The sequence below is a fragment of the Eubacterium maltosivorans genome, assembly GCF_002441855.2.
Classification (GTDB): domain Bacteria; phylum Bacillota; class Clostridia; order Eubacteriales; family Eubacteriaceae; genus Eubacterium; species Eubacterium maltosivorans.
The window spans coordinates 2884749-2898821 of sequence record NZ_CP029487.1; the positions used below are offsets into that span (position 1 = coordinate 2884749).

The window sequence follows — 14073 nt, forward strand, 5'->3', positions numbered from 1 at the left end:
AATTTACGGAGGTATGGGTTATGTATCAAAACAGAAAATTATATGAGAAATATATCACGCAGGAACAGGTTGAGCTGATTCACGAGTATTCATTGAAAATTTTGGAAGAGGTTGGCATCGCCATTGAAAACGACTATGCGCTGGAAGTGTTTAAGAAGCACGGCGCATCGGTAGAGGGGCAGGTTGTCCGAATTCCAAGAAATGTGGTTATGGAGGCTATTGCCAACGTACCTGGCGAATTCACAGTTCATGGGCTGGAAAAATCTGTCACCATTGGTGAAAAGTATGATCCGGTCAATACAGGGCCGAGCGTTCCGACCATGATCCAGGATTTTAAAAATGGTGGAAGCTACAGGGACTCGATGCTTCCAGATGTGGTTAATTACTATAAGCTGCAGGAGACCAGTCCGGTGGTCAATATCGCCATGAATTCCTGTACAGACACGCCGGATTTGGACAAGTCGGCAGATGATTATTTCACACCACAGCTGGCGCTGTCACTCAAATCAGTTACAAAACCGATTTACCAGGTGCACTGCGTCAATACAGAAAACTATAAAAAGACAGACCTGATTCAGGCAAACCGCAACGTCTTAAATTTTCAGAAGCAGTTTTACGATGAATGGGATAAATATGTGAGTTTGACAAACTGCTGCGTTTTGTCGCCGCTGGCCATCGGGGCAGATGTCGCGGCAGCCTTGATCGGATGTGCCCTGGAGAACCAGCCGGTGATTCCGATCTCCTGCTCCATGACAAATTTAACATCCCCGCCTTCTCTGGCAGGCACCATCACCCACGACAACGCCACACTGTTAAGTGCAATCACTTTGGTACAGTTAATTCAGCCGGGCCTTGGCTGTATCTATGGAACCGTCACCACGCCGACCGACATGCGCACCATTCAGCTGGCCATTGGTTCGCCGGAATCCTACCTGATGATGATGGGCTCAATTGCCATGGCAAGATTTTATGGTTTCCCGGTACGCTCTGGCGTTGGAGGAAGCAACAGCTTCGATTTGGACTACCAGGCAGGGGTTGACGCGTTTATGATGCTGGAGCCGGGCTTCATGGGCAAAACGGATTTTATGCTTAACTCGGTGGGAAGTTATGGCACCTATAATCTCGGAAGCCCTGAAAAGATGGTCCTGGACGAGCAGACGATTCTTTATCAGAAACGCATCAACGAAGGGCTGAACGTGACGGCTGAAACCATTATGTTTGATAACATTAAGGAGATTGGGCCAAGAGGTAGCTATCTCCAGGGAAGAACGCCTAAAATTTACCGAAAAGAGCATTTCCTACCGCTTCTGTTTAACCGCGACGGGGGCAAACCGGGCGCTTTGATGGAAAGCAAAGGAACGCTTATTGAAAGAGCGAGCAAAGAGGTCGAAAAGAGATACGAGGCCTATAAAGCGCCAGATTTGACGAACAGACAAAAAGAACTGCTGAACACGTATCTGCCGGAGGGCTACAAATTTTAATATGCTGAGAATTCCTTATTCAGAAAAGCATAGCTTTCTGAATAAGGATTAACCTTTAAAGGGGTGTAACAAAGGGGATTATTTAAAGAGGAGATTCTCATGAAAAAATTTAATTTTCAGACATTTATGGTGTTTTTTATTCTGAGTGCCACAGTTGCTCTGGCGTATCAGATTCCGTATTTAAGATATACTTTTTATGATCAGTTTGCAGCGGCGTATCAGTTTTCAAACACGCAGATCGGCCTTTTGGCCTCGGCCTTGACCTTTACAAACACAATCTGCTACCCGATTGGCGGCTTTGTCGCGGATAAGTTTTCAACCAAGACCCTGATCTGTATTACGCTTGCGGCCTTTGCCGTTCTTACCGCCATTTTCGCTCTTACAACAAACTTTATTGTTTTAATCATCGTTCATATTTTATACGGATTTTTTGGAATTGCCACCCTGTGGTCGGCTTATCTCAATGGTATCCGCAACCTGGCGGACAAGGATAACCAGAGTAAAATCTTCGGCAGCAGTGAAGCGACCCGCGGGATTATTCAGACCATTATGGGCTTCGCCTTTTTGGGAATTCTGGGGGTGATGGCCAGTGACGCAGCCGGGATTAAAGCAGTGTTACTCTTTGGGAGCGGGGCCTGCGCTGTATTCTTTGTCCTGGCGCTTATCTTTCTGCCAAAAACGGAGATCAAAGCAGAAACACTGGACAGCGCGGAGAACAGTGGCAAAAAATATTCGTTGATGGAGGTTTTGAAAAACAAGGGTGTCTGGGTCACCATTTTTGTCATCATGTTTGCCTACATTTCCTGGACGGTGAGCAACGGCTACCTGACCACCTACACGGTTCAGGTTTTAAACATTTCCCCGGCAACGGCCAGCGCCCTCGGTATTGTCAGAAGCTACATCATCGTGCTGCTGGCAGGTTTTATCGGCGGCTTTGTGCTGGACAAGTTTACGTATAAGGGAAAGGGCTTTCTGGTATTCTTTATTGCCATTATCGCTGCGATCATCGGCGTTATGTTTACCTCCACGGCTGTGCCGCTGTGTATCGCCCTGACACTGGTCATTGCGTTTTTAGCCAATATTATGAAATCCACCTACTGGTCCATCATGGATCAGGCGGGTGTTCCGCTGGGCATGACGGCGATCGCGACAGGCATTATCTCCTTTATCGCCTTTATTCCTGACTTTTTAGTCGGACCTGTCTGCGGTAAATGGCTGGACGACGCGGCAGCAGCAGGAAACGTGGCCGCTGGCTTTGACAAAATTTTCATTCTGCTGATTGTTTCCTCCGCTATCGGTATTGTATCCGCTATCTTATTGACGAAAAGAACCAAAAAACTGGAATCCCAGCAGAAAAAATCAGAAGCGGCTGATTAACAGGACAGCCTGTCTCAAGCTCCGTTATCCTATTGCCGGATAATGGAGTTTGTTTTTTAAGAAATGCAGACGGCTGAGACTTTTTTGCCAAAATCCTTTATAATTAAAAAAACGAAAACAGAAGGGAGGGCGCTTTTATGAGCCCATGTGCGCTGGATAAAAAAATGATGCTGGAAATATTAAACAACCTCTTTCCTGGTATTTTTATCACAGACAAAAGAGGAAAGGTGCTCTATGTCAACCCCGCCATTATCAGGCAGTATGGCAACAAGCCGGAAGATCTGGTGAATGTGATCGACTGGGGAAAATGGGAGGGCATTGTTTTTCCAATAATTTACAGGCATCAGCTCAGAGAGCAGAGACTGCTGCTTTACAAACAGTACTTTCGGTTATCGAATGCCTATCACACCTCAGCAACTGTGCCTGTTTTTCATGGGAAGGGCCCGTATGACTATACCGTCCATGTGATTCAGGAAGACAGTCTGAGGCCAGATGCGCCAGAGTCGGAGCGCCCTTTCCCCGCCTTCTCCCAAAATGCGGCCATGCAGTCTAAGCTTGAACAGCTGATGACCATGGCCGGATCAGATTTACCCATACTGCTCCAGGGTGAAAGCGGAACAGGAAAAACCTACTATGCCCGTCTGATTCACGCGAACAGCCCGAGAAGGGATGCGCCCTTCATTATGCTTAACTGCGGTGCGATTCCGGAATCCCTTATCGAAAGTGAGCTCTTTGGGTATGCCGGAGGTGCGTTTACCGGGGCAGAAAAAAATGGCAGGAAAGGCTTTTTTGAAATGGCCGATCAAGGGACGCTTTTCCTCGATGAAATTGGAGATATGCCCCTGCATTTACAGGCAAAGCTGCTGCATGTTCTCGAAAGCCAGACCATACGCCCTGTTGGCTCAACGGAATCCATTCCCATTGATGTGCGTATTATTACCGCGACAAACAGAGACATTCACAGTCTCATTTCAGACAAAAAGTTTCGTCAGGATCTCTATTGGAGGATCAGCGCTTATACCAGCATTATTACCCCGCTGCGGGAACACAGGGAAGATATTATCCCTTTAGCCCTTGAGTTTTTAGAGGATTTGAACCATGAATACCAGACTCATAAGCATTTCTACCCATTAATTTTTATCTACCTGCTCTCCTATCCGTGGCCCGGGAATATCCGGGAGCTTAAAAATGCTGTCGAGCGGGCCTTTATCTTGACGAGCAGCAACGAAATTAATGAGGAACGCCTGCCCAGGGATATTCTGGGTGTTTTTAAAGACCGGATGTACAAATACAGTCATGATTACAACGGTATTATCCGCCAGGCCGAGGCAGTGCTTTTGAATATTGCCATCACAGCCCAGGGGTCAGATTCAACTCAAAAAATTGCCGAGTTTTTAAACATTACCTATACTCAGGCTCTATACCTAAAGGAAAAGCACCAGCCATGAACAAGCATAAAAATCATTTAAATTTTTCAGAGGATTACTGGGAATACTTATACGCCATGCCAGACCAGATATTTTCAGACGCTTTAGATAAGCTGTATCTGGGAATAATTGTATGGGATGCCTGCGGAACAGTCCTGTTTGCAAACCCGGCTGTAAGAAAATGCTATCAAACCGAGCCAGCGTGGCTGAAAGCGTACTATGAGAATAAACCAGCGCAGGCTGAAAAGCCGCCCTTTTCCCCGGAAATCCGGGAGCCTTTTGTCCTTAAGCCCTCTGAGGATATGACATCAGCCGTTCAGGTAAGAATCGTAAGGCCGGTGTTTTCGGATGAGGAAAAAACACAGCTTAAATTTGTCATTGAGCTGTTTCAGGAAAATCTGCCCTATCTGGATGTGGATGGCTCAAAGGAAAATCTGCGCACAGACAAAGACGGAGAAATGCAGCGTATTGTTGGACGAAGCCTGGCTTTTTTGCGTCCTCTGATTGAATTGAAAAAAATTGCCGACTCCAATATGCCCATTCTGCTTTTGGGTGAAAGCGGTGTCGGAAAAACACTGATCGCACAGTATGTGCATGATTGCAGTCCCAGAAAGGACCAGCGTTTTTTCGCAGTAAACTGCGGAGCGATCCCCGGCAATCTGCTGGAGGCCGAGCTTTTTGGCTATGCGCCGGGCGCCTTTACCGATGCCAGTAAAGCTGGACGGCAGGGGATTTTTGAGATTGCAGACCGCGGCACGGTCTTTTTGGATGAAATCGGTGATATGCCCCTGCCCCTTCAGGTCAAAATTCTCCATGTTATTGAAAACAAAAGCCTGGTGCCTGTTGGTGGCCGGGAAGCCATCCATGTAGATGTCCGGATCATCACCGCTACAAATAAGAATCTGAAAGAAATGATCAGGAAAAACCTGTTCCGCTCAGATCTGTACTGGAGGATCAGCACCTTTTACCAGACCATTCCGCCTCTTCGGGAGCGAAAAGAGGATATTATTCCCCTGGCTCATTTTTACCTAAACCAGCTGAATGAAAAGTATGGTACCCATAAGGTTTTTGATTACGCCACCCTGTACACCCTGCTGGATTATGACTGGCCTGGAAACGTCCGGGAGTTCCGGCACGTTGTGGAGAGAATGTATTTTTTGAGCAGAAAGTCCATTATCTATTTCCCGGATTTTGAGATGGTCCAGAAACTGGAGGAGGAAGAAGAAAAAGCACCGGAGTATGATTTCGAATTTATTCTTGACGCCATCAGGAAGCATTTAGTCCGGAAGTCCTACGCTGAAAATAAAACCTCACACCGGGTGGCAGAAGATTTAAGCATTTCACCGTCCAAAGCTTATCGGCTGATTAGAAAGTACTGCAAAGATTAAGATAGCTTTAAAGCTCTGCCGAATGCTGGATAAGCTTTATCAGCCCTGGAGGCGGTAAGACATTATCTGCAGTATGTATTTCAAAAGAACAGATAAATAAACAACAAACAGAAAAAAGTATAAAAGACAGATGAGATTATCTATTTTTAAAACCCAAAAAGAAAATTTATCTAAAAATAAATATTATTCTCTAAAATAATGGTCATTTATGGGGAAAATTGAGTGAATCGGGTATGGCACGCTTCTTGCATTATATTAAAATCATAAAAACTATCCGAATGATATAATAAGGAGCCAGGAAAATGAAAAAATATGAGCAGTATGTCTCAAAAGAAGATGTCTTAAAGATTCACGCGTATTCGGTCAGAATTTTGGAAGAAGTCGGTGTGCGGTTCGAGCACGAAAAGGCTTTGGAGGTATTTAAAAAGCACGGCGCCCGGGTGGAGGGCGAGACGGTTTTTATTCCGGAAAAGATGATTGACGAAGTGCTTAAATATGCGAAAAAAGAATTTACCATCCGATCCTGCAAAGGAGATATTACCATCGGTGCCGGCGAGCAGCACAGTATCGGTATTTATGGGAACATCTACAGACACCATCACAATGGCAGAATCGAGAAGATGACCAACCAGGACGTTCTGGACCAGTTTAAGCTTGCGGATACCAGCAAGATCGTTACTGCGGCGTCCATGAACTTTTTTCTGAATTATGACAACAGCTTTACAGAAGATCAGAAAATATTCGGCAATATTGCCATGATTTTGAAATATGGACACAAGCCCATGATCATGGCAAGCCCCAATACCTTTGGCATGGATGATGAGAAGGTTTCGGTCGCTTTCAGAAGAAATATTGAGCTCATTAACCAGTTTGAGGGGAATGACGATGTCCACAACGCTTATGTGGTCAATACGCTGTCTCCCCTTACCCTGGATCACGACCCCATTGAACGGACCTTTATTCTGGCGGAAACCAAGCAGGCCATCATCGTGACGCCATGCGCCATGCCGCTCATGACAGCGCCGCCGTCAATGGCGTCTATGCTGGCCATGACAAACGCCGAGGTGCTGGCGGGTTACACGCTGGCCAAGCTTCTCAATCCTGAGGTGCCTGTGGTTTACGGCAATACCTCAGCCGCGACAGATATGCGTACCGTACAGCTCTCCATTGGTTCGCCGGAGTCCGTGCTCGTGAGCTACGCGACTGCCGGGCTGGCAGATTACTATGGCCTTCCCTACCGCACTGGCGGCGGCCTGAGCGACGCCAAGCAGCCGGATATACAGGCAGGGGTTGAGACCATGATGAACATCGAGGCTACCAGAAACTGTGAGGCGGATATCGTCCTGCACACCTGCGGCTGCATGGGGTCCTTTAATGTGACGGACTTCGGGAAATTCCTGATCGATGAAGAAATGCACAACATGGCGCTTCATATTAACCGGGGCATTAACTGCGAGGATGATCGTTTCTGCTTTGATACCCTTAAAAAGGTTGGGCCAAGGGGTGTATTCCTAAAAGGGAGAACGCCAAAAATGTACCGGGAAGAGGTTTATCTGCCAAAATACTTTAATAAGGATGATCCAAACCAGTGGCAGAACAAGGGCAGCGTGACTGTCATGGATGTTGCGGAGGAGGACGTCAGAAAACGGCTGGACAGCTTTATCCCCAGTGAGATCACAAAGGAACAGAACGAGCTGCTGCTGCCCTACATTCACGAAAACTACCGTGAAAGCATCTAAAGAACCAGGCAGGATCTGAGGTGAGTCATGGAAAAGGTGATCATTAACACAAAAGCGGCTCCTGAAGCGACGGGCCACTATTCACAGGCAATTATGGCCGGTGATTTTATCTTTACCTCCGGCCAGCTGGGACTGGTGCCTGAAACAGGTGAAATGCTTACGGGCATCGAGGAACAGACCAGACAGGCCCTGGTCAACACTGAAAATGTCTTAAAGGCGGCGGGAATGGACCGGCGTAATATTGTCAAAGTCAACATTTTTGTCGAAGACCTCGATGCGTTTCCGGTTGTCGACGCATTGTACGCGGATTTTTTTGGAAAGCACCGGCCAGCCCGCTGCAGCGTGCAGGCGGCAAAGCTGTACCCCGGCAGTCTGATCGAAATCGAGGTGGTCGGCGCGCGGTAAAAAAGAATTCCATAATTAACACACTCTAATTTGAAAAGCGGCACTGCGCGTGCCGCTTTTTTTATGGCTCTAAATCGGCACAGTATTTTTTCACCAGGCGGTAGGCCTTATTCTGGGAGAGTCCCAGCTTTTTCTGCACTTTTGTGATATTCTTCTCTTTTTTGTAGCAGTCTCTTATAATATCCCGTTCATAGGCTGTCATCATCTCGTCGAAGGTGCCCTGGGGCTCATAGGGAGTATCCACGTTAAGCTCCTTGATTTTTCGAGGGAATTTATCGGGCGAGATGTTGTAGCCTGGCGAAAGAATGTAGCACCGCTCAATAATGTTTTTGAGCTCGCGCACGTTTCCGGGCCAGTCATACTGCATCAGATAGCTGATAAAGAGCGGGTCCATCTTTTTGTTCGTGCCGTTCTCGAGGTTGTTTTGCTTTAAAAAATGAAAGGCCAGAGGTACAATATCGTCCTTGCGCTCTCTGAGCGGTGGAATGATTGAGGTGATGGCATTGATACGCCAGTAAAGGTCATCCCTGAATTTTTTCTCCTCAATCAGCTTTTCCAGGTCCTGGTTGGTAGCGCTGATGACGCGGACGTCGACTTCAATATACTTTTCAGAGCCGATGGGTAAAAATTTTCCAGTCTCCAGAACAAACAGAATTTTCGCCTGAAGGGACAGCGGCAGATCCCCGATCTCGTCGAGGAACAGGGTGCCGTGGTCTGCCAGTTGAAACAGGCCCTTCTTCCCTTTTGGGTTTGCCCCGGTGAAGGCGTGGGGCACATAGCCGAAAAGCTCGGATTCCAGTAAATTTTCCGGAATAGCGGCGCAGTTTATCTCCAGAAAGGGCTGGTCCTTCCGCTTGCTGCAGTTATGGACATAATGCGCGGCCAGGGATTTACCGGTTCCCGATTCCCCCAGAATCAGGATGGAGGTTTTTGATTTGGCGGCGCGGCGCAGTGTCAGAAGCTCTTGCAGATAGACCTTGCTCTCACCAATGATATCTTTAAAGCTGCTCTTGGCATCATCGGTTTTCTGGCAGTAAATTTCATCATAGCTGCGGTCAAATTTCACGATGTTATCCTGGGTGACACCGATGAGAAGGTCGATATCCTGGTGCTTATCCAGAACGGGAATCGCGATGGTGGTGAGAATTTCCTTGGAAAAAAAGTGCATCTGCCGGTAAAAAAGCGTCCGTTTTTTTTCAAAGACTTCCTTGTAAGCCGGCGGCGACACAATGCCTTGCCAGATGCCCCAGTTTGAATAGGTCACAAGCTCCTCCGGCCGTTTTCCGTAGTGGCGCGTAATGGCGGGGTTTGCATAGACGGTGTTGCCATCGCGGTCGCTGACATAAACGCCAAGGTAAAGGTGTTCCAGAATTCTTAAAAAAAATTCCTTTGGCAGACTGTTTAAATATTCAAGATACTCAGCGCTGTGGTTAAAAGGGTTTTCCATGAAATGATCGGCCTCCTGCTGTCTAAAAATAAATAGTATCTGTGTTGCTTTTTTATTTTTAGATAAATTTTCCATGATTATATCACAAATTTGGGCAAAAATGTGGGAATTTTACCATTCTTAAATTGGCACGATACTTGCATTTAATAAATAGCATAAGAAAAATAGCATAAGAAAGCTTACCGGTAAGGACAATTACGAACAAGGAGAGAGAAATGGTAAAACTAACGGAATATGAACAGCGTATGCGTGACGGGGAGTTTGGGGAATTCAAGCAGGTTGCAATTCAGAAGATCATTGAGTATGCTGAATCACTGGGCGCGGAGGAGCTCTGCGAGGTGTCCAAGGCAACCCTCTATTTCGGCGCACACCCTTATCTGGAGTCCTTAGGTTCAGAGGATTACAATGAGATTTTTTCAAAAATGTACCTGTGCGCGGACAAAACCATCCCCATGGGTGAGATGGAAAAGGGCTGCTTCTGCCAGACCTGTGTGGCGCCCTGCGACCAGTATGTTTACGAGCCCCTGCACCTGGACAGAGAGCTCTTTGAAAAAAACAGAGAATATCTGGAAATCACCAAAAAAGCCGGCGTCTCGATTACGGGCAGCTGTACCCCTTATCTGATCGGATGGATTCCCTTAAAGGGAGAACACTTTGTCACCACCGAATCCAGCAATGTGGTCATGTGCAACTCCGTCTTTGGCGCCTGCGGCAACTCCGACGGTATCGAGGCAGCGGCATGGAGCGCTGTCTGCGGGAGAACCCCGCTTTGGGGAAATCACACCAGGGAGGCAAGGCTCGGCACGGTCGTTTTTGAAATTGAGTGTCCGTCGGAGACGGAGATCGACTGGGATATTATCGGCTATACGGTTGGACGAAAGCTGCCGCCGCACGGCGTTCCCGTCATTGACGGCGCGTTTAAAAAACCGAATCTCATCAAGCTGAAGCAGTGCTTTGCGGCCATGGCGACCACCAGCGGCGCGGAAATGTGCCACATTGTCGACTTTACGCCCGAAGCGCCAACCCGTGAGGCGGCCCTTGGCGGTAAAAAGGACGCGCAGGTCATTAAAATTACCCAGAAGGATTACGATGAATCGCTGGCAATGCTGTGTGATAAGGGTGAAAACACTGTGGACTTTATTGCGCTGGGGTGTCCCCACTATACCCTTGAAGAAATTCGGGACGCGGCGCTTTACATTGAAGGAAAAAAATTCGCGGAAAACGTGGAGTTTGCCATCTGGACCGATTACGCTACCAGAGAGATGGCTGTGCAGAACGGCTACTGCAAGATGGTTGAGGATGCCGGCGGCTATATTTTAACCAGCGGCTGTCCGCTGGTCATTGGCAGTAAGTATTTTGGCCACGCCAAGGGAATGGCCACAGACGGCGCCAAGCAAGCGCATTATATCCGTTCTGAATTTACCAATCCTGTCTATTACGGAGATAAATACGCGTGTATTGATGCGGCGGTTGCCGGAAAATGGTTGGAGGGAAAATAAATGGAAATTTTAACAATGTACGGACGCGGCGCTTTTCAGGGAGTTGCCGAGGGTGAAGCACTGGTGTGCAGGGAAAGTATTCAGGGCTGGGCCGGCGTCAGCGATACTACCGGCGAAATTATTGAGAAGGGGCACGCCGAGGAAGGCCAGAATATCCATGGAAGAATTCTGGTGCTCCCGTGCAGCAAGGGTTCAAACGGCTGGTCCTGCCATTTTCATTCAGCCATGATCTCAGGTTTCAAGCCAGCCGGCTGGATTTTCAGCAAGATGGATTCCCGCGCCGGGGTGGCCACTGTTGTCATCGGATCACCGGCGGTAACAGATATTGTTTCAGCCGACCCCTGCGAGGTGATCGAGACTGGCGATTGGGTTAAGATTAACGGCTACGAGGGAATCATTGAAGTCTACAAAAAGGAGAAGCCATGCCAAGGGTAACCATACACGGGATACCCCGTGAGGCAGCGGCAGCGGTTGCGGATTCTGTTAAAAGAATTATCGTGGAGGTCGCTGAGACCAGTCCGGAGTATATCCATATTTTGTACCAGCAGTCCATCCATCTGGACCAGCCAGGAAAAGAGGAGGAAATGCCCATTGCCGATATCTTATGGCTGGGGCGGTCCCGGGAAATCCAGGATAAGACCGCTAAAGCGCTGACCGCGTTGTTTGAGGATAACGGATTCGGGGAGTCGCAGGTGACCTTTACCAATATACCGGCCAGTTGTTTTTATGACAATGGGGAACATTATTAAGTCTCGGTAAAAATCGAGCAGAAGGGGGAAGTTATGAATAGTAAAGCGCGTAAGTACGATTATATTGTTATTGGAATATCAGCAGTCATTTTCGCCATCATTTTTGTGCTGAGCCAGATTGATCAGGAGGGCTTTGTCGCTGCGCTCAATGGGGTCGTCAACTTTTTGTGCGGCAATCTGGGATGGTTTTTGAATCTCGCGACACTGATGTGTATTGTTTTCGCACTCTATTTTATGTTTTCAAAATACGGGAAGATCAAGCTGGGGGGCAAGGACGCCAAGCCGGAATTTAAAACCTTTACCTGGTGGGCCATGTCTCTGTGCGCCGGCATGGGGATGGGGATTGTTTTCTTCCCACCCGCGGAGGTCATTGAGTATACCTTCAGGCCGGCCGTGGGTATTGGCCTCGAGGCAGGCAGCTACGGCGCCCTGAGCTGGGCCATGGAAAACACCATGATGCACTGGTCGCTGACCCTGTACGGGGTATATGTTATCGCCGGGCTCATCGCTGGCTATGTCTACCATAACATGAAGCAGCCCTTCAGTGTGTCGGCCACCCTGTATCCGCTGTTTGGGGATAAGGTATACCGCTACAGAAGCTGGATCGACGGTATTGTAACCTTTGCCATTGTCGGCGGGGTCGCCGGCTCCTTCGGCTATGGGATTCTGCAGGTCGCCAACGGTCTCAGCCAGGTGTTTGGCATCGGCGCAAATTATCTTTCCTACATTATCATCGGCATTGTCATTACCCTGATTTACACGCTCTCGAGCGTCTCTGGACTTAAGAAAGGGATTCAGTGGCTCGGAGATAACAACGCCAAGCTCTTTATCCTGATGCTCGTCTATGTGGTCATCTTTGGACCGACGATTTTCTCGCTTTCACTGGGAACAGAAACCACTGGCAGCATGATCACGCATTTTTTCTCAAACATGACCTTTAATGAACCGATGGTGGGCGCAGATAAATGGTCGGTTTGGTGGAACTGGCTCTGGTATATTGATTTCTTTATCTTTGCGCCGACAACAGGGTTTTTCCTGGCGCGTCTCGGCAGAGGCAGAACCTTTAAGGAATTCATCGGCGTTAACATGATCGCGCCGGGCCTGTTCGGTATGGTGTGGTGCTGGCTCTTCGGCGGACTGGCAGCGCATGAACAGTTCTTTGGTGGGTTGGATTTAAACGCCATTATGTTAAAGGACGGCACCGAAGCCGTCATGCTCACCCTGTTTGACAGCATGCCCCTTTCAAACGTTATGAAGGTTTTAATGATGGTCATCATTGTCATTTCCTTTGTAACTCTGGCCAACGCGGTCACCTCTACAGTTTCCAAGATGAGCCTTAAGGGACAGGATGATGAAGCAGAGGACAAGGATGCGCCAAAGGGCATCCAGATTTTCTGGGGCGTGCTCATGGGCGGTATCGCACTGCTGTTCCTGCTTTTAGGCGGTTTGGACGGCGCGAAAGCCGTTAAGCTGCTGGTTGGCTTCCCCATCGTGTTTTTACAGGTGGTGGTGGTCTTTGGCTTTGTAAAGATGTTCTGGTCCAAGCAGTATCTGGAAGTGGAAGAAATCGAAGGGAAAGAAGTTGCCCAGGCGGCTGCCCTCAAACGTGAAAAACGGGCAGAGGAAAAAAGGCAGAAGAAAGAAATGAAAAAAAATAAAGCGAACAAAGGAGAATAAAGAAAAAATGAAGGATACTTTAGAGATAAGATGGCATGGCCGGGGCGGTCAGGGCGCTAAAACAGCGGCCCTGCTGCTCGCCGATGTTGCCTTTTCAACAGGAATGTATGTGCAGGGCTTTCCCGAGTACGGCCCTGAGCGAATGGGCGCGCCGATTACAGCGTATAACCGGCTGAGCAGAGACAGGATTCGTGTGCATTCAAATATTTATGAACCGGACTATGTGGTGGTCGTAGACGAGACTCTGCTGGAATCCGTGGACGTCACAAAGGGGCTGAGCCCCGAGGGCGCTGTCATTATCAATACCAGCAGAGACAAAGCCGAGCTCGCCCAGCACCTGAAGGGCTATACCGGCGGCGTTTATACCATTGACGCCCGCAGGGTTTCCATCCAGGCTCTCGGAAAATACTTTCCAAACACGCCCATGCTTGCCTCCATTGTAAAGGTGAGCGGCGTCATGGAAAAAGAAGCGTTTCTCAATGAAATGCGGCATTCCTTTGAACATAAATTCGCGTCAAAGCCAGAGGTCATCGAGGGTAATATGAAAGCCCTGTCTCTGGCGCTCGAGGAGGTAAAATAAATGGCAACAGATATTTCTAAATTAACGGAAAGCGTCAAATGGCAGGACCTTACAACCGGCTGCAGCGTTGCGGGAAGCAAAACCTCAGAAGCTTTTAACACCGGAGAGTGGCGTGTAGATTCGCCGGAATATATTAAGGATAACTGCAAGCAGTGCCTGCTCTGCGTGCCGGTCTGTCCAGACAGCTCCATTCCGGTAAAGGATGAAAAGCGCCTGGATTTTGATATGGCTCATTGTAAAGGCTGTGGAATCTGCGCCAGGGTATGCCCCTTTGAGGCAATTATCATGAAGGAGGGAGAATAGA

13 protein-coding genes are annotated in these 14073 nt (G+C 48.2%); 12 read left to right on the forward strand and 1 reads right to left on the reverse strand.

Annotated elements, in window-relative coordinates; all coding sequences use genetic code 11:
• Window positions 1-20: 20 nt before the first annotated feature.
• From CPZ25_RS13515 to CPZ25_RS13540, 6 genes are all read left to right on the forward strand, one after another.
• Window positions 21-1481, forward strand: coding sequence for a trimethylamine methyltransferase family protein (locus CPZ25_RS13515; RefSeq protein WP_096918844.1), 1461 nt, complete (start codon window positions 21-23; stop codon window positions 1479-1481).
• Window positions 1482-1580: 99 nt separating this feature from the next.
• Window positions 1581-2858 (forward strand): MFS transporter, encoded by a 1278-nt coding sequence (locus tag CPZ25_RS13520; protein ID WP_096918845.1) that lies wholly within the window; start codon window positions 1581-1583, stop codon window positions 2856-2858.
• 137 nt (window positions 2859-2995) lie between these two features.
• The gene (locus tag CPZ25_RS13525; protein WP_096918846.1) at window positions 2996-4306 is read left to right on the forward strand and encodes a sigma-54 interaction domain-containing protein; all 1311 of its coding nucleotides are present in this window, start codon (window positions 2996-2998) and stop codon (window positions 4304-4306) included.
• A complete protein-coding gene (locus CPZ25_RS13530; RefSeq protein ID WP_096918847.1) occupies window positions 4303-5673 on the forward strand; it encodes a sigma-54 interaction domain-containing protein in 1371 nt (456 codons plus the stop codon). Before CPZ25_RS13525 ends, CPZ25_RS13530 begins: the two co-directional genes overlap by 4 nt.
• Window positions 5674-5975: 302 nt before the next feature.
• A complete protein-coding gene (locus tag CPZ25_RS13535; RefSeq protein ID WP_074616334.1) occupies window positions 5976-7412 on the forward strand; it encodes a trimethylamine methyltransferase family protein in 1437 nt (478 codons plus the stop codon).
• Between the two features lie 27 nt (window positions 7413-7439).
• Window positions 7440-7817 (forward strand): RidA family protein, encoded by a 378-nt coding sequence (locus tag CPZ25_RS13540; protein ID WP_074616333.1) that lies wholly within the window; start codon window positions 7440-7442, stop codon window positions 7815-7817.
• A 61-nt stretch (window positions 7818-7878) separates the two neighbouring features.
• Here the strand turns inward: CPZ25_RS13540 and CPZ25_RS13545 are convergent, their stop codons facing one another.
• Window positions 7879-9264 (reverse strand): sigma-54 interaction domain-containing protein, encoded by a 1386-nt coding sequence (locus CPZ25_RS13545; RefSeq protein ID WP_096918848.1) that lies wholly within the window; start codon window positions 9262-9264, stop codon window positions 7879-7881.
• Between the two features lie 215 nt (window positions 9265-9479).
• Between CPZ25_RS13545 and CPZ25_RS13550 the strand changes: the two genes are divergently transcribed.
• Genes CPZ25_RS13550 through CPZ25_RS13575 form a run of 6 tightly spaced genes read left to right on the forward strand, consistent with a single transcriptional unit; the run spans window position 9480 to window position 14072 of the window.
• The gene (locus tag CPZ25_RS13550) at window positions 9480-10763 is read left to right on the forward strand and encodes an aconitase X (protein ID WP_074616332.1); all 1284 of its coding nucleotides are present in this window, start codon (window positions 9480-9482) and stop codon (window positions 10761-10763) included.
• Window positions 10764-11198, forward strand: a complete 435-nt coding sequence (locus tag CPZ25_RS13555; protein WP_058693025.1) for an aconitase X swivel domain-containing protein — start codon at window positions 10764-10766, stop codon at window positions 11196-11198. It begins immediately after the preceding gene.
• Window positions 11186-11512: a DUF1904 family protein gene (locus CPZ25_RS13560; RefSeq protein WP_096918849.1), complete on the forward strand. Its 327-nt coding sequence runs from the start codon at window positions 11186-11188 to the stop codon at window positions 11510-11512. Before CPZ25_RS13555 ends, CPZ25_RS13560 begins: the two co-directional genes overlap by 13 nt.
• 33 nt (window positions 11513-11545) lie before the next feature.
• Window positions 11546-13189, forward strand: coding sequence for a BCCT family transporter (locus tag CPZ25_RS13565; protein ID WP_074616331.1), 1644 nt, complete (start codon window positions 11546-11548; stop codon window positions 13187-13189).
• Window positions 13190-13196: 7 nt separating this feature from the next.
• Window positions 13197-13769 (forward strand): 2-oxoacid:acceptor oxidoreductase family protein, encoded by a 573-nt coding sequence (locus CPZ25_RS13570; RefSeq protein ID WP_096918850.1) that lies wholly within the window; start codon window positions 13197-13199, stop codon window positions 13767-13769.
• Entirely contained in the window at window positions 13770-14072 is a 303-nt protein-coding gene (locus CPZ25_RS13575; protein WP_096918851.1) for a 4Fe-4S binding protein, read from the forward strand. It begins immediately after the preceding gene.
• Window position 14073 lies beyond the last annotated feature (1 nt).